We start from the raw sequence: 15579 nt of genomic DNA on the forward strand, positions 1-15579 counted from the left end.
CAGAGGGCGGCCTCAGCCGCCGAGCGTGATCACGCGGCCTTCGGCACCCGAGCGGTGCGCGGCTTCGATCACGCGCAATGTCTCGACCGCGCTCGCCGGGTCCACCGGGAAGTCCGCCTCGCCGCGCAGCGCGTCCCGGACCTGGGCGTAAAACGCTTCGTAGCAACCGGTTTCGGTCGGCACCGCTTCGGTGTCGTCATTCACTCCGAGCAGGCCGGCGTCGCTTTCCGGCTCCACGCCCCAGCCGTCGTCGCCGGGGCGGAGACCAGCTTTGATCTGTGGTTCCTGGACATCGAGGCCGTATTTCGTGAACGTCGCCTGATCGCCGAGCACGCGGAACCGCGGATTGCGGGTGCCGGCGAGCGCGGACGACCACAGGTGCGACCGCACACCGTTCGCGTGGTGCAGGGCCACGAACATGTCGTCGTCCACCGCCGCGCCGGGGCGGCGACGGTCGACCTCCGCGTAAACCTGGGTAACCGGCCCGAACAGTTGCAGCGCCTGGTCGACGATGTGCGCGCCGAGGTCGTAGAGCAGGCCGCCCGCCTCGGCGGGGTCGCCGAACTCGCGCCAGTTGTCCTTGATCTTCGGCACCCAGCGGTCGTAGCGGGATTCGAAGCGGAAGACGGTACCGAGGCGACCGGATTCGAGCACCTTGCCGACGGTCCGGAAATCCGAGTCCCAGCGGCGGTTCTGAAAGACCGTGAGGCCGACGCCCTTGGCTTTCGCCGCGTCGACGACCTGCTGCGCATCGGCCGCGGTCGGCGCGAACGGCTTGTCCACGACCACCGGCAGCCCGGCGTCGATCGCGCGGAGGGCGAGCGGCACGTGCGTGCGGTTCGGCGTGGTCACCACGATCAGGTCGAGATCACCCGCGCGGGCGAAAAGCGCGTCCGCGTCCGGGACCACTTCGGCACCCGGATGCTCGGCGCGCGCCTGCGCGGCCCGGTCCGGGTTCGCGGTCACCAGCACGGCCGGGACCAGGCCGGGGGTCGCCGCGACCAGCGGCGCGTGGAAAACCCGGCCGCCGATCCCGTACCCGAGAATGCCGACCCGCGCGTCATCAGCCATGACCCCCATTAAACAACACTGTTGCGTAATAGGCCACCCGTCCGAGATGATCGGCCGATGGCGGAAACCGGCGTCAACCTGCGCGGGCTGCGACGCCACAACCGCGCGCTGCTGCTCGGGCACATCCTGCGCGCGGGCGGGCTGAGCCGGGTCGAGCTGGCGCAGCGGTCCGGGCTGACCCAGCAGGCCGTGTCGAAAATCGTGTCCGACCTGCTCCCGGCAGGGCTGCTGGACGTCGAACGCGCACCCGCGGCCGGGGTCGGCAAACCGCGCACGATGCTGCGGCTGCGCGCGGGAGCCCGCTGCGCACTCGGCGCACAACTCGACCGCGACGGCTTTCTCGTGCTGCGCACCGGGCTGACCGGCGAGGTCGAGGAGATCGTGGAGGGCCCGCTGCCGATCGGCTTCGGCCCGGAAGCCGCGGTGACCGCGATCGCCGACGGCGTGCGCAAACTGCTTTCCGACGTCGATCCGGCGCGCGTGCTCGGGCTCGGCGTCGGCTCGGTGGGACCGCTCGACCACCGCGCAGGCCGCGTCCGTGACGCCACGAACATGCCCGGCTGGCACGACGTCCCGCTGCGCGATCTGCTCGCCGAACGCACCGGCCTGCAGGTCACCCTGGACAAAAACACCAACTCCGCCGCCTTCGCGCACGCTTGGCCGGAGGAAACCTCGGCCGCGACCGCGGTGGTCCTGGTCGGCACCGGAATCGGGGTCGGCCTGCTGATCGACGGGCGCGTCTACCGGGGCCCGCGCACCAACGCGGGTGAGTTCGGCCACACCACCATCGCCTACGCCGGACCGCGCTGCGCCTGCGGCCGCCGCGGCTGCGTCGAGGTCATGCACCGCGCCGCCGGCACCCCGCACGACGCCGCCCGGCTGCTCGGCATCGGGCTCGCCGACCTGGTGCAGGTGCTCGATTTGGAACGGATCGTCCTGTTCGGACGGACTGTCCGCGGCGCGCCCGAGGTCTACCGCGAAACGGTCTCGCAGCAGCTGCGCGACCTGCTGCCGGTGCCGTACTGGCAGCGCATCGACGTCGAACTGAGCGATCTCGACGAGGAAGCGGTGGCCCTCGGTGCCGCTTTCGAGGTGCTTGCCGGGTTTTACGAGGATCCGAAATGACCGGCAGCCCACCCGCGGACCGATAGCATCCCGACGTGTCCCGCGCCTCCCAGCCCGCCGCCGAAGAGCCGGATTCGGCTCCCCGCACGCTCACCCCGGCGGAGCGGATCGCCCCCAGCCGGCACGACCCGCTGGTGGCCGCGGCGACGAGACCCGTCGGCGGTCCGATCGGCACGCACGCGGCGGTCGGCAGGCAGTGGTTCTGGTCGCCGCAGCGCGTCGGGCTCGCGATGGCCGTGCTCGCGCTCGTGGTGTGCTGGTTCGGCAAGGCCTCGTGCATTCAGCAGTACAGCGACTCAGGCGGCGTGCACCAGCTCGACTGGCGCTCCGGCCGTCCGTTCGTCGCCATGTGCTACTCCGACATCGTCCCGCTCTACAGCTCGGAAAAGCTCGACGACGCGCGCACCTTCCCCTACGTCACGTCGTGGCAGGAGGATTCGCAGACCGCGGAGAACCAGACCCGGTACATGGAGTACCCGGTGGTCACCGGCCTGTTCCAGTGGACCAACGCGAAACTCGCGGCGGGCTGGACCTCGGTCGCGAACGCGGGCTGGCTGCCCGGCGCGCTGCCGGTGGCGATCTACTTCAACATCTCCGCGTTCTGGCTCGCACTCGCCTGGCTGGTCACCGTGTGGGCCACCGGGCGGACCACGAAACGCAGGCCGTGGGACGCGGTGCTCGTCGCGATCTCACCGCTGGTACTGGTCCATACCTTTACGAACTTCGACGCACTCGCCACCGCGGCGACCGCCGCCGGGATCCTGGCGTGGTCGCGAAAACGCCCGGAGGTCGCCGGAGTCCTGTTCGGACTCGGCGTCGCCACCAAGCTGTATCCGCTGCTGCTGCTCGGGGTGCTGTTCCTGTTGTGCCTGCGCGCCGGGAAACTGCGCGCGTGGAGCCGGACCGCGGCGTTCACCGTGCTGGCCTGGCTGGTGGTGAACGTCCCGTTCATCGTGGCCGCGCCGCGCGGCTGGTGGGAGTTCTTCCGGCTCAACACGTTGCGCCCGATGGACCCGGATTCGCTCTACAACGTCGTCTCTTACGCCACCGGCTGGGCGGGCTTCGACGGCGTGCTCCAAAAAGGACAGTCGCCGACCGTGCTGAACATCGTGGTCGCGGTGCTGTTCCTGGCCTGCTGCGCGGGTATCGCGTACGTCGCGCTCACCGCGCCGCGGCGGCCTCGGTTCGGGCAGCTGGCTTTCCTTGTCGTGGCGGCGTTCCTGCTGACGAACAAGGTGTGGAGCCCGCAGTACTCGCTGTGGCTCGTCCCGCTGGCCGTGCTGGCGATCCCGCGCTGGCGGCTGCTGCTGGGCTGGATGGTCATCGACGCGGCGGTGTGGGCGCCCCGGATGTTCTATTACCTCGGCGTCGACCACAAAGGACTGCCGGCCGGCTGGTTCCTCGGCGGGGTGGTCATCCGCGACCTCGCCGTCGTCGGGCTGTGCGTGCTGGTGCTCCGCGAGATCTACCGGCCGCGCACCGACCTGGTCCGGCTTTCCGGCGACGACGACCCGGCGGGCGGCGTGCTGGAGCGGGCCCGCGACAAGGTCGTCTTCGCGTCCTTCCGCCGCTCCCGCACCGAACAACCCGTCTCCTGAAGTCCGTGAAGGACTCCTCGCGGGAATCCGATCCCCCGCAAGGAGTCCTTCACGGCTTCTCAGGCGAGCTGTTTGCGCAGGTACGCGATGTCGGCGGCCTGGCCATCGCCCGGCGTCTCGACGACCACCGGCGCACCCGCCTGACGCACGACCTCGGCGAGCAGCTCCGGTTCGATCGTGCCGTCTCCGTCGACCACCGATGCGTGCCGGTCGCGGTTGGAACCGTGCTCGTCGCGGGAGTTGTTGCAGTGCACCAGGTCGATCCGGCCGGTGATGGCCTTGACCTTCTCCACCGCGGTCGCGAGATCCCAGCCCGCCGCGTAGGCGTGGCAGGTGTCGAGGCAGAAGCCAGCGCCGAACTCGCCGACCTTGTCCCACAGCCGGGCGATCACGTCGAGTTCGCGGGTCATCGCGTTGTCGCCGCCCGCGGTGTTCTCGATCAGGATCGGCACCGCGAAGCCGCCTTTCTCCGCTTCGCGCTCGAAAAGCTTGCGCCAGTTGACCAAGCCCTCCTCGATGTCGTCGCCCGCGGCGACGTGCCCGCCGTGCACGATCAGGCCCTTCGCGCCGATCGCGGCGGCCCCGTCGGCGTGCTGGGTGACGTTCTTGCGGGACGGGATGCGGATCCGGTTGTTCTTGGACGCGACGTTGATCAGGTACGGCGCGTGGATGAACACCTCGACCGGGGAGGCCTTGATCTCCTCGCCGTGCGGATGCGGCTTCGGTGCCTTCCACCCCTGCGGGTCGGAGAGGAAGAACTGGACGACGTCGGCTTCTCGCTCGGCGACGGCGGCCAGCGGATCGTCGTCGCGGACATGGGCGCCAATCTGCATGCCCTGACGCTACTACCGGGCGAATCTCCCCCTTCCGCCCGAGTTGGTGACGCTCGTGGAGTACCGTGAGCGCGTTCCGTGATCCAGTCGGGGGAGGAAAGACATGCGGAAACGCGCTGGACGGACGGTCGCGCTGGGAGTCGCGCTCGCGGCACCGCTGCTGTCAGCGGTCCTGGCCTTTCCCGCCACCGCGTCCGCGGACCCGAGCCCGACGGTGCCCGGCGACTGCGAATCCACGCTGCAAAACGGCAAGAACGGCACCGGCCTCGCGCTCGACGCGGGCGCTCCGCTCAACGCGCCGAACCGGGTGACCGTCGGCCTCGATTCGAAGGCGAAGCAGACCGACGGCAACAACACGTTGCTCACCGTCCCGGTCGGCGACACCGTCCGCGCGCTGGGCGTCGGCGAGGTCCCGGTTGTTGGCGAAACGGCCGCGAAGGACACTTGCCCGTTGGTACAGGCCGCGGCGAATGGCCTCGGCAACGCGACCCAGGCAGTGGTCGGCGGAGTACCGCCACTCGTCCCGCAACCGAGCCCCACACCGCCGAACCCCACGCCCAACCCGCCAGTCCCGCCAGCTCCGCCGTCCCCGGCTCCCGGCCCGGGCGGCCCTGGTCAGCCCGTCCCCGGCGGCGACACGCTCGGCCCGGTGACCTCGGGCGGCGGACTGTCCGGCCTCGACTCGGTGTCCGGCATCTTCACCGGAGCCGCGATGCTCCCGGCGAGCTTCGTGCAGGCCCCGATCGTCACCCAGGTCGTGCCCGGCCAGCTGCCGCAGGACCAGGTGCCGACGGTCGACGCGAAGAAGTCCGGCACCGCCGAGGCGCTGCCCGCGGCCAACCCGCCCGCCCGGCTGCCGCTGCTGATCGCCGTGCTCGCGCTCGCGATGGTGGCCGCCGCGCTGGTGCGCGCGTGGCTGCGCCGCAAACCCGCCTGACTCTCACCCTGAGTAGCGCCCGCTTCCACCCGAATGCCTGACCTCGGAGGGGAGGCGGGCGTTACTCGTCTTCGTTACCGTCGTTGTCTTCAGCAAGGCAGGTACAACGGATGCGGCGAAAGGGTCGACGGCCATGCAGCAGCACCGGGCACGGAAGGCCACCGCGGTGGGCGCCGCCGCTTTCGTCCTGGCCGGCTCGGCCGCGCTCGCCGCACCAGGCACCGCTTCAGCGGACACCCTGACGCCGAAATGCGGATCCACCATCACCGCCAAGCCGGGCGACCACGTCAAGGCCACGACTCTGCTCGGCATCCCGATCGACCTCGGCATCGTCGGCCAGGCCTCCGGCGTGCTCACCGGCACCGTCAACGCCGTCCTCGGCACGCTCTGCCAGGTCACGGTGAACGTGGTCAACACCGTCGTCGCTCCGGTCCCGGTGGTCGGCGCACCCGCCGCGAGCGCGGTCAACGGCGCGGTCGCGGGCGGCACGAACGCGGTACAGCAGGGCGTCTCCGCCGTCGGCCAGGGCCTCACCGGCAGCCAGCCGGGCAAGCAGAACCCGGGCCCGAACCCGCAGCAACCGCCGTCCGGCAGCAACGGCGGTGCTCCGCAGCAAGGCGGCTCGCCGGGCCAGCAGCCCCAGATGCCGGGCTCGACCAGCCCGGTCCTCGGCGATTTCGGCGGTGCGGGCGGCGGGGCCGCACCGTTCTCGGCGTTCCTGCCGAACTTCGGCAATTTGTCGTACGGCTACAACACCGGATACGCGCCGATGCGCGATTACAGCGGCATCCCGATGGCGATGGCCGGACTGTTCAGCCCGTCGCCCTCACTGCGCTACGGCAGCCAGATCCCGGGTTACGCGCCGCAGTACGGCATTTCGAACCCGGACAGCTCGGCAGCAGGCGGCGACCGCACGATCCAGAACGCCGGTAACGCCGAAGCATTGCCAGGCACCGGCGGAAACCACGCGAACGGGTTGGACTGGCCGGTTCTGGTGGCAGTTTTGGCACTCTCCGGAGTCAGCGCGGGTCTGGTCCGCACCTGGGTGCTCCGCCGAATGGTCGCTACGAGTTAGCCCGCCCCGCCCCGCCACCACCCTGGGTCGAGCGGCTTCGCCGCACTGTTGTCACAGCGCCAGTATCTTTACCGGAGTCCATTCGTTGTCCTGGATGCGACGAACCATGCCCGCGGACCCCGGAGGATAGTGCTCGTGCGGAACATCCCCACCTGGAAGCGAACCCGTCGAGCACTCACCGTCACCGCTCTCGCCGCCCTCTTCACCGGCGGCGCGTTCCTGGGCACCGGCACCGCGTCCGCGGCGACCACGCTCGCGAACCAGTGCAAGGGCTCGGTCACCGGCGGCATGGGCGATTCGGTCGTCGTGCCCGGCTCGGCGGTCAAGGAGATCGTCCGCCAGTCGGCCAAGAACCAGGTCGACTTCTGGCGGCTGCTCACCGTGTGGCCGGATTCGCTGGCGAACGCCATCGGGAACAAGGGCAACCTTCAGGTCGGCGCGATCCCGAACGCCGCGGGCGGCACGATCAGCGGCGACGCGATCGGCCAGATCGTCTCGAACGCACTGAAGAACGAGTGGGGGCTCGGCGTCCTGCCGGACACCAAGACCAAGGTGCTGAACGGGATCCGCTCCGGCGTCGCGTCCGCGTGCGGGCTCACCACGATGGCGAACAACTACCAGGCACCGGCGTCCTCAAGCTCCCCGTCGAACGGCGGCACCCAGTCGAACGGCAACGCACCCGCCCAGAACGGCGGCGGCAACCCGCTCGGCAACTACCAGCCGGGTTCGACCGGGATCGCCCCGCCGCGCGACTACGGCACCATCCCGACCGCGACCCCGGGCAACCCCGGCGTGCTGGGCACCGCGATCGCGCCCGGCGCGCGTTACGGCTCGCTGCCCGGTTCCGGCGCGCTGCCGCAGCAGCCCTCCGCCGGGCAGGACCCGCAGGGCCAGCAGGGCCCGGACATCCGCAACGCGGGCAACGCCGAAGCACTGGCGAGCCAGGGCGGAGCCTCGGACGTCCAGCTGCCGATGCTGCTCGCGGTGATCGTGCTGGCCGGCGTCACCGCCGGGCTCGTCCGCACCTGGGTGCTGCGCCGCGTCAGCTGACCCGCCGCACCGGGCTGTCGGACCCGCCGGGTACGCTTACCTGGACAAACCCTCCTGTCACGGATCCCCCGTGACCGCGAGCCCATAGGAGGTGAGTGGTTATGTCACGCCATTACGAGGTAATGGTCATCCTGGACCCGACGCTCGACGAGCGTACGGTCGCGCCCACGCTGGACAACTTCCTCAACGTGATCCGCACTTCGGGCGGAAGCGTCGAGAAGGTCGACGTCTGGGGCCGCCGTCGCTTGGCGTACGAGATCAAGAAGAACGCCGAGGGCATCTACGCGCTGCTGGACCTGAACTCGACGGCCGAGGCCGTCAAGGAACTGGACCGCCAGCTGTCGCTGCAGGAAACCGTGCTGCGCACCAAGGTCATGCGCCGCGAGGTCAAGGCCGCGGCCAAGCCCGCGCCCGCCAAGGCCTGATCCGAGCCCGATCCGAAGGGACGCCATCCGTGGCTGGAGACACCGTCATCACCGTGGTCGGGAACCTGACGTCCGACCCGGAGCTGCGCTTCACCCCGTCCGGTGCGGCGGTCGCGAACTTCACCGTCGCGTCCACCCCGCGCACGCTCGACCGCCAGAGCGGCGAGTGGAAGGACGGTGAGGCGCTGTTCCTGCGCTGCAACATCTGGCGGCAGGCGGCGGAGAACGTCGCTGAGTCGCTCACGCGGGGTGCCCGCGTGGTGGTGCAGGGACGGCTGAAGCAGCGGTCTTTCGAGACCAAGGAAGGCGAGAAGCGCACCGTCGTCGAGCTCGAGGTCGACGAGATCGGCCCCTCGCTGCGCTACGCGACGGCGAAGGTCAACAAGGTCAGCCGCGGTGGCGGCGGCGGTGGTGACTTCGGCGGCGGAGGCGGCTTCAACGGAGGCGGCGGCAACCGCGGCGGCGGCGGCAACAGCGCGCCCGCCGACGACCCGTGGGGCTCGGCCCCGCCCGCGGGCGGTGGCGGCGGAGGCTTCTCCGACGAACCCCCGTTCTGATCTCATCTCTTTCTAGAATTCCAGGAGTGCACCAGTGGCCAAGCCACCCATTCGCAAGCCCAAGAAGAAGGTCTGCGTGTTCTGCAAGGCCGAGAAGAAGGGCCGCCCGGAAACGATCGACTACAAGGACACCAACCTGCTGCGGAAGTACATTTCCGACCGCGGCAAGATCCGTGCCCGTCGCGTCACCGGCAACTGCAGCCAGCACCAGCGCGACATCGCCATCGCGGTGAAGAACTCGCGCGAGATGGCTCTGCTGCCCTACACGTCCACCGCGCGCTGAGGGGAGCACTAGTCATGGCGAAGATCATTCTCACCACCGACGTGGCGAACCTCGGCGGCCCCGGCGACATCGTCGAGGTCAAGGACGGCTATGCCCGCAACTACCTGCTGCCGCGCGGTTACGCGATCGTGGCCAGCAAGGGCGCGGAGAAGAACGTGCGCACGATCCAGCGCGCACAGGAATCCCGCCGCATCCGCGACCTCGACCACGCCAAGGAAATCAAGGCGACCCTTGAGGGCCTCGGCGCGATCCAGCTGACCGGCAAGGCCGCGGCGGGCTCGAAGAAGCTCTTCGGCTCGATCACCGCCGGCGAGATCGTCGACGCGATCAAGGCACAGGGCGGCCCGCTGCTCGACAAGCGCGTCCTGGACCTGCGCGACCACATCAAGACGGTCGGCAAGCACTCGGTCAACGCCCGCCTGCACCCGAACGTGAAGGTGGACCTCCGCCTCGAGGTCAAGGCTGTGGCCGCGAACTGACGGTTTGTCCGTGAAACCGCCCCCGGGAGATTCTCCCGGGGGCGGTTTTGTTTCGGCGAACCGCGCCTCCGGTCGATTACGGCGCGTTACGCGCTTGCTCCCATCGGAAGCAAGCGCCGCACGGCAAAGGGGGCATGGGCACCAGATGGCACGCCGCTGTCCATCAAGCAGCTGCGCGCGGATCCGCGCAGCGTGCTCAACACAGCCGAAGCGACGACGTCGGCCTCCGTTATCCAGGCGAGAAGAGCAACGGATCGCTTAACGCCTGCCGGTGGATCTCCTTGAGCAGCAACCTGAACTACGTCAACAACACTCCACTCATGCAGCACAAAGCGACATCTACGCGCAACAGGCCTGCTCCATCCCGATCACCGTGGACGGGTAGCTGGTTGCCCGCGGCCGCGGTCGAGGACAGCCGTTCGTCCGGCAACTGCGTTCTCTGGGCGGGTGTCACCGATCAACTCGCCGTTTCCGTCAACCCGCAGATCGGCATCGGCACCACCCGGGACGGATACGGAGTCGCGCAGGAAGCCACGGCCGCGATGTCCGGACATCCACAGCACGCCTCGTAACCTCTCCGAGACCCGGGAAAGAACCCTAAGTTCCCAGCTCGGCCCCACTCTCCCCGATTCGCGAACACCGAGCGGGAACCAATTGGCGTGCGTTACCATCCAACTTGCTGATCTCGCCGCTTGGGGAGCGAGAACTGTGCCAAAGGGGGTCACCAGGATGTCCAGCGATGTGCCACCAACGCCTCCGATCATGGTCGGCGGGTACGGAACGGCCGGCGGCTACAAGTTCAGCGAAGACGAGATCGACTCGGTGATCAAGCAGTGGGAAGACCTGCTTGCGCACATGAACGACGACCTCACTGACGCCCGGAAGATCAAAGAGGTCCAGCCACCGGCCAAGGAGTTCGCCAGCGAAGACTTCGTCAGCCAAGGCGCGAACCCGTCCGGCGAGACCCTTCTCCAGCAGCATCAGCGCATGTACGACTACGTGAACAACTTCATCACGGCGCTGCGCGCGGCCAAGAACAAGATCAAGGTTTCCGAGCAGGAAAACCGCGACCAAATGAACAAACAGGCGAAGGGAGCCTGAGCGCCAGATGCCGCATCGCACCGTACGGCTCGCCACGGCCGCTGTTGCCGCATTCGGTCTGCTGACCGCGTGCGGCGGTGGAACAGGTGGCACCGCTGAGCCGCCGGCCACCGCAGGTTCGAGCACTCCCGCCGACAACGGCGGCACCGGGCCCAAGGTGCCCGCGCCGCTGCCCGCCAAGGATGTCGTCGAGAATCCGTGCAGCGTGCTCAACGCCGCCGAGGCCGATGACGTCGGCCTCAAGTCCCCCGGAGAGAAGAGCACGGGGAGCCTGGGCGGCTGCCGCTGGACCTCGACCGCGAGCAACCAGAACTTCGTGAACATCGGCGCGCTCCCGCAGAACAAGAACGGGATCAGCGACATCTACGCGCAGAAGGACAAGCAGGCCTACTTCACGCCCACCAGCATCGACGGCTATCCGGCGGTCTTCGCCGACACGCAAGACGGTCGCCCGTCCGGCAGTTGCAGCCTCTGGGTCGGAGTCACCGACCAGCTCGCCGTCTCGGTCATCCCGAACATCGGCGTCGGCCCGCACCGGAGCGACCCGTGCGGCATCGCCGAGAAGGCCGCCACCGCGATGATCAAACATCTCAAGGGGGCATAGTGACCGGCATTCGGCCGGTGCCCGGCTCGGAAGGAGCGGCTCATTATGGGGAATGACGCCAACACTGCAGGAAAAGCGCTGCAAGGCGCGGCGGTCGGTGCGGCTGCGGGGTCCGTCGCGGGCCCGGTCGGGGCAGTAGTCGGCGGTGCCGTCGGCGGTCTGGTCGGGCTGATGAGCGGAGGCCCGGAGGCGCAGCAGCAATCCGCTGACCTCGGCGGCCGCTCGATTGACGCGTACACGATCTACGAGAAGATCAACGCAGGCGACACCACGTCACTCGACTCCGGAGTGACCTCGGCCAAGAGCCTCGGAGATGCCCACGACAAGCGGGCCACCGAGATCGACAACCTGAACAAGAAGATGGACGGTGCCTGGCAGGGCGGCGGGGCCACCGCCGCTCAGGCCGGCGCCCACCCGCTCAAGACCTGGCTCGAGGACTCCGTCTCCAACCTGAGCAAGAGCCACACCTTCCTCAACACCCAGGCCGAGTGCTTCCACACGGTCAAGGGCAAGGTGCAGAGCCTGCCCAAGGATCCGCCGTCCGCTGGGTTTCTCGACGGGCTCAACCCGATGAGCGACAAAGACGACGAGATCAACAAGTACAACGACAACTCCAAAGCCAACGTCCAGGCGTACACGAACTACTTCAACGCCAGCGGGCAGAACGCGAGCAAGCTGCCGCAGTACAGCGCTTGGCAAGGCAACAACCTCTCCAACGGCCCTGACGGCCCCGGCAAGTTCGGCGGCGGTCCCAGCGGCGGACCGGGCGGCTTCAGCGGCGGACCCGGCGGCGGTGGCGGCAGCTTCTCCCCGCCCAAGGTGGACACGCCCAAGTTCGACCCGAACGGGCCGAACGGGCCGCACACCAATGTGCCGACCCCGAGCGGTCCTGGCCAGTTCAACGACCCGAACGGTCCTGGCCACTACACCGGCCCGAACGACAGCACGTCGACCTCCGGCTGGACGCCTCCGACGACCGATCCGTCGAAGTTCAGCCCGAGCACCTTCGGTCCCGGCGGTGGAGCCAGCCAGTTCGGCCCCGGCGGCGGGGGCGGAGGCGCCGGTACGGGCGCGGGTACGGGTGCGGGTGCGGCATTCGGTCCCGGCGCGTTCGGCGGCGCGGGATTCGGTCCCGGCGGCTCCGGCTCTGGAGCCGCGGCAGGCGGTGCCGGTGCTGGTGCCGGCGCAGGTGGCATGAGCGGAATGCGCGGCGGTGCGGCCGGCAAGGCAGGCGCGGCCGGAATGGGCGGCATGGGCGCCGGAGCCAAGGGCGGCAAGGGCCAGGAAGACGAGGAGCACCAGACGAAGTACCTGGTGGAAGAAGACGCCAACGAACTCTTCGGCTCGGACCAGATGACCGTTCCTCCGGTCATCGGTGAATGAGGCCCAGCACAGTGGTCTCTCTTGACGCACCGACGAAGTTCACCGTCTTCACCTTGTGCAACCTGATCAAGCGGCGGGGCGGGGAACCGCACCAGGTCATCGCCGAGACGGCGGCGTTCTACGACCCGACGGCCGAGCGGAAGCTCGACCAGCAGGTCAACGCCGCGTTGACCGCGGCGGGGCTCATGGGACCCCGGGGAATGGATCGCGACCTTCTCGCGCTGGTCGAGTCCATCTCGCACCCGCAGCTTGAGTACTACGGCTGGTTCGACGGAACGTTCGAGGACAGTCCCTCGAACTTCGGCGCACTGGTCGGCAGCGGCAACGGCGGCGGCTTCGGCTTGATCCGGGTCCACGGCGAGCAGATGCTCACCGTGCTCCGTCAGCGTCCGGATCTGCTGCTGCAGACGTTCCTCGACCTCATCCCGGCGGGCAAGCCTGCGGCCGGGCAGCCGTTGATCACCACCAAGAGCGAGTACGAGAGCGGGCGGTCCTTCGGGTCCGACGAGGTGCCCCGGGCCTCGATCATGCAAACCGGGCAGCGCACCGCGCAGGTGGAACCGCTCAAGGAGATCCAGCGGATCCTGAAGCTGCCACGCACCGGGAGCGGCGCGTTGTACGTCGCGTCCCGGCCGCAGGGCGGACGTCGGCGGCGGGTGCCCAAGCCGGTCAACTTCATCGACACCAGCGAAGGCCGGTGGCTGATGGAGGAGCGGCCGGGGAAGGAGTCGCTCATCGTGTTCACCCCCGGCACTCAGCAGGCGATCTCCGAACGGCTCCGCCAAGCGCAAAGCGCCCTGGGCTGAGCGCCCCGAGCGTTACTCCGGGTGGGGTTCCCGGCACGGCACCGCGAGGTGTCCGGCCGGTGAACCTCACCCGGTTTCGCGTTCGCGCGCGGTTAACCTGCGCTTTTGCCTGATCGCTCACTGTGCGCAGCCGTCGGCTGGGTCGCGTGGGGAATTCTCCTTCGTTCAGCCCATCGGGTCGGTGATCTACCGTGCGTAGCAACCATCCACAGGGCAGGGGACCGACGCGGGTGCGACACGCCGAAGAACCAGTTCGACACGACACGCCGGACGAGTTTTCGCGAAGTTCTCCACAGTCTCTGCACAGGGCTTGACCTGCGGTTTTACTGGAGCCGATCTGCACTGTCCCCACTTTGTCCACAGGCTCACGGATACCTGTGATTCGTTGCCCCCAGTCATCCACAGGTTGTCCACAGCACGGTCAACACCCGGAATTGCACTCGTCCGTCCGAGGGATCTAGCGTGCGTTCGCGCCCAGTGCTCCCGGTCGCTCCGCGTGGCGGTCACCGGCGCGGGGAACCGTCCGGTCCATCATCGAAGCGGACCGGACGGACGGGCGGGAAAGCCGGGCCGACTCCGGCATACTCGAACAGGTGTTCGCCTGGACTGACCGCCACGCCAGGCGGCGGGCGGACGCGGTTCAGCACAGGACAGGCGCACGCGAGACGACGGGGACGGCCGGAACGAACGGCTGGGCGAGGGAGGTGTCCGGGCAGTGGCGGTGACCGATGACCGCGGTCCGGCGTACGCGGAGTCCGATCCGGGTCCCAGCGACCCCGGCCCTGGCGGGTTCGACCGCCAGCCGCCGCAGGACATCGCGGCGGAGCAGTCGGTGCTCGGCGGCATGCTGCTGTCGAAGGACGCGGTCGCCGACGTCATCGAGGCGCTCGGCCCCGGCGATTTCTACCGTCCCGCGCACCAGGCCGTGTACGACTGCATCCTCGACCTTTACGGCCGCGGCGAACCGGCCGACCCGATCACCGTGGCGGCCGAGCTGGAGCGGCGCGGCGAACTCGGCCGCGTCGGCGGCGCGCCGTACCTGCACACCCTCATCGCGACCGTGCCCACCGCGGCCAACGCGGGGTACTACGCCGAGATCGTGTCCGAGAAGGCGGTGCTGCGCCGTCTCGTGGAGGCGGGCACGCGCATCGTGCAGTACGGCTACGGCGCGGCCGCGGCCGACGGCGCGAACATCGACGAGGTCGTCGACCGCGCACAGGCCGCGATCTACGACGTCACCGAGCGCCGCACGAGCGAGGACTACGTCGCGCTGGAGGACCTGCTCCAGCCGACCATGGACGAGATCGACGCGATCGCCTCGCGCGGCGGCCAGTCCCAGGGCATCCCGACCGGCTTCGCCGACTTCGACGAGCTGACCAACGGCCTGCACCCCGGCCAGATGATCATCGTCGCGGCCCGTCCCGGTGTCGGGAAGTCGACTCTCGGACTGGACTTCGTCCGTTCGGCCTCCATCAAGCACGGCCTGACCAGCGTCATCTTCTCGCTGGAAATGAGCCGGACCGAGATCGTGATGCGCATGCTGTCGGCCGAGGCGAAAATCCGCCTCGCCGACATGCGCGGCGGCAAGATGTCCGACGACGACTGGACGCGGCTGGCCCGGCGGATGAGCGAGGTGTCGGAAGCCCCGCTGTTCGTCGACGACTCGCCGAACATGACGATGATGGAGATCCGCGCGAAGGCGCGCCGGCTCAAGCAGCGGCATGACCTGAAGCTCGTGGTCGTCGACTATCTGCAGCTGATGACGTCCGGCAAGCGCGTCGAATCGCGGCAGCAGGAGGTCTCGGAGTTCTCCCGTCAGCTCAAGCTGCTGGCGAAGGAGATCGAAGTGCCGGTGATCGCGATCTCCCAGCTGAACCGTGGTCCAGAACAGCGCACCGACAAGAAGCCGATGCTGTCGGACCTGCGTGAATCCGGCTCCCTGGAGCAGGACGCGGACATCGTCATCCTGATCAACCGGCCGGACGCCTGGGAACGCGACGACCCGCGCGCCGGGGAGGCCGACCTGATCCTGGCGAAGCATCGTGCGGGCCCGACGAGCACGATCGTGGTCGCGCACCAGCTGCACTACAGCCGGTTCGCCGACCTGGCCCACGACTGACGCGAGCCGCGTAGGATCTCAAAACCGATGGCACTTTCTCAACCAGCCGCGTCGGTACCCGGCCCAATCTCACGCAGTTGGCACTCCGGCGGCGGCTCCCTCACCCTTCGGGTGCTGGCTGTCTCATCCGAGG

17 protein-coding genes are annotated in these 15579 nt (G+C 69.0%); 15 read left to right on the forward strand and 2 right to left on the reverse strand.

Annotated elements, in window-relative coordinates; translation table 11 throughout:
- Positions 1-12: 12 nt before the first annotated feature.
- Positions 13-1071 (reverse strand): Gfo/Idh/MocA family oxidoreductase, encoded by a 1059-nt coding sequence (locus A4R44_RS08915; protein WP_067578216.1) that lies wholly within the window; start codon positions 1069-1071, stop codon positions 13-15.
- Positions 1072-1128: 57 nt separating this feature from the next.
- Between A4R44_RS08915 and A4R44_RS08920 the strand changes: the two genes are divergently transcribed.
- On the forward strand, positions 1129-2196 hold the full coding sequence (locus tag A4R44_RS08920) for an ROK family transcriptional regulator (protein ID WP_067578218.1): 1068 nt from the start codon (positions 1129-1131) through the stop codon (positions 2194-2196).
- Positions 2197-2231: 35 nt separating this feature from the next.
- Positions 2232-3794: a glycosyltransferase family 87 protein gene (locus tag A4R44_RS08925; protein ID WP_067578220.1), complete on the forward strand. Its 1563-nt coding sequence runs from the start codon at positions 2232-2234 to the stop codon at positions 3792-3794.
- A gap of 59 nt (positions 3795-3853) precedes the next feature.
- Here A4R44_RS08925 and A4R44_RS08930 read toward each other — a convergent pair whose 3' ends face one another.
- Positions 3854-4627, reverse strand: coding sequence for a deoxyribonuclease IV (locus A4R44_RS08930; protein ID WP_067578222.1), 774 nt, complete (start codon positions 4625-4627; stop codon positions 3854-3856).
- Positions 4628-4730: 103 nt separating this feature from the next.
- On the opposite strand from A4R44_RS08930, the gene A4R44_RS08935 reads away from it, so the two are divergent.
- The 13 genes from A4R44_RS08935 (at position 4731) to dnaB (ending at position 15446) form a co-directional block, all read left to right on the forward strand.
- Positions 4731-5564: a hypothetical protein gene (locus tag A4R44_RS08935; RefSeq protein ID WP_067578224.1), complete on the forward strand. Its 834-nt coding sequence runs from the start codon at positions 4731-4733 to the stop codon at positions 5562-5564.
- Positions 5565-5697: 133 nt separating this feature from the next.
- Complete coding sequence (locus tag A4R44_RS08940) at positions 5698-6639, forward strand: hypothetical protein (RefSeq protein ID WP_202506400.1); 942 nt, start codon at positions 5698-5700, stop codon at positions 6637-6639.
- A 129-nt stretch (positions 6640-6768) separates the two neighbouring features.
- Positions 6769-7689 (forward strand): hypothetical protein, encoded by a 921-nt coding sequence (locus A4R44_RS08945; RefSeq protein WP_067578226.1) that lies wholly within the window; start codon positions 6769-6771, stop codon positions 7687-7689.
- A 101-nt stretch (positions 7690-7790) separates the two neighbouring features.
- On the forward strand, positions 7791-8114 hold the full coding sequence (gene rpsF / locus A4R44_RS08950; protein ID WP_093572314.1) for a 30S ribosomal protein S6: 324 nt from the start codon (positions 7791-7793) through the stop codon (positions 8112-8114).
- A 29-nt stretch (positions 8115-8143) separates the two neighbouring features.
- A complete protein-coding gene (locus A4R44_RS08955) occupies positions 8144-8671 on the forward strand; it encodes a single-stranded DNA-binding protein (protein WP_009085240.1) in 528 nt (175 codons plus the stop codon).
- 34 nt (positions 8672-8705) lie between these two features.
- Positions 8706-8954: a 30S ribosomal protein S18 gene (gene rpsR / locus A4R44_RS08960; protein ID WP_009085242.1), complete on the forward strand. Its 249-nt coding sequence runs from the start codon at positions 8706-8708 to the stop codon at positions 8952-8954.
- A 14-nt stretch (positions 8955-8968) separates the two neighbouring features.
- On the forward strand, positions 8969-9433 hold the full coding sequence (gene rplI / locus A4R44_RS08965; RefSeq protein ID WP_009085244.1) for a 50S ribosomal protein L9: 465 nt from the start codon (positions 8969-8971) through the stop codon (positions 9431-9433).
- Between the two features lie 389 nt (positions 9434-9822).
- Complete coding sequence (locus A4R44_RS08970; RefSeq protein WP_067578228.1) at positions 9823-10005, forward strand: hypothetical protein; 183 nt, start codon at positions 9823-9825, stop codon at positions 10003-10005.
- 157 nt (positions 10006-10162) lie between these two features.
- Positions 10163-10534 carry a hypothetical protein gene (locus A4R44_RS08975; RefSeq protein WP_067578230.1) on the forward strand — a complete coding sequence of 124 codons (372 nt, stop codon included), beginning with the start codon at positions 10163-10165 and terminating at the stop codon, positions 10532-10534.
- A 7-nt stretch (positions 10535-10541) separates the two neighbouring features.
- Positions 10542-11138 (forward strand): DUF3558 domain-containing protein, encoded by a 597-nt coding sequence (locus tag A4R44_RS08980; protein ID WP_067578232.1) that lies wholly within the window; start codon positions 10542-10544, stop codon positions 11136-11138.
- Positions 11139-11183: 45 nt separating this feature from the next.
- On the forward strand, positions 11184-12521 hold the full coding sequence (locus tag A4R44_RS08985; RefSeq protein WP_067578234.1) for a hypothetical protein: 1338 nt from the start codon (positions 11184-11186) through the stop codon (positions 12519-12521).
- On the forward strand, positions 12518-13327 hold the full coding sequence (locus A4R44_RS08990) for an ESX secretion-associated protein EspG (RefSeq protein WP_067578236.1): 810 nt from the start codon (positions 12518-12520) through the stop codon (positions 13325-13327). Before A4R44_RS08985 ends, A4R44_RS08990 begins: the two co-directional genes overlap by 4 nt.
- 715 nt (positions 13328-14042) lie before the next feature.
- Positions 14043-15446, forward strand: a complete 1404-nt coding sequence (gene dnaB / locus A4R44_RS08995) for a replicative DNA helicase (protein WP_037809085.1) — start codon at positions 14043-14045, stop codon at positions 15444-15446.
- Positions 15447-15579 lie beyond the last annotated feature (133 nt).

This window comes from Amycolatopsis sp. M39 (genome assembly GCF_001651785.1).
GTDB lineage: Bacteria > Actinomycetota > Actinomycetes > Mycobacteriales > Pseudonocardiaceae > Amycolatopsis > Amycolatopsis rubida.

Bases quoted from the DNA above. Each gene is read 5' to 3' on its own strand.
- rpsF (WP_093572314.1), top strand. From the start codon at position 7,791: ATGTCACGCCATTACGAGGTAATGGTCATCCTGGACCCGACGCTCGAC.
- A4R44_RS08940 (WP_202506400.1), top strand. From the start codon at position 5,698: ATGCAGCAGCACCGGGCACGGAAGGCCACCGCGGTGGGCGCCGCCGCT.
- A4R44_RS08980 (WP_067578232.1), top strand. From the start codon at position 10,542: ATGCCGCATCGCACCGTACGGCTCGCCACGGCCGCTGTTGCCGCATTC.
- A4R44_RS08935 (WP_067578224.1), top strand. From the start codon at position 4,731: ATGCGGAAACGCGCTGGACGGACGGTCGCGCTGGGAGTCGCGCTCGCG.
- A4R44_RS08975 (WP_067578230.1), top strand. From the start codon at position 10,163: ATGTCCAGCGATGTGCCACCAACGCCTCCGATCATGGTCGGCGGGTAC.
- A4R44_RS08930 (WP_067578222.1), bottom strand. From the start codon at position 4,627: ATGCAGATTGGCGCCCATGTCCGCGACGACGATCCGCTGGCCGCCGTC.
- rplI (WP_009085244.1), top strand. From the start codon at position 8,969: ATGGCGAAGATCATTCTCACCACCGACGTGGCGAACCTCGGCGGCCCC.
- A4R44_RS08920 (WP_067578218.1), top strand. From the start codon at position 1,129: ATGGCGGAAACCGGCGTCAACCTGCGCGGGCTGCGACGCCACAACCGC.
- A4R44_RS08990 (WP_067578236.1), top strand. From the start codon at position 12,518: ATGAGGCCCAGCACAGTGGTCTCTCTTGACGCACCGACGAAGTTCACC.
- A4R44_RS08915 (WP_067578216.1), bottom strand. From the start codon at position 1,071: ATGGCTGATGACGCGCGGGTCGGCATTCTCGGGTACGGGATCGGCGGC.
- A4R44_RS08985 (WP_067578234.1), top strand. From the start codon at position 11,184: ATGGGGAATGACGCCAACACTGCAGGAAAAGCGCTGCAAGGCGCGGCG.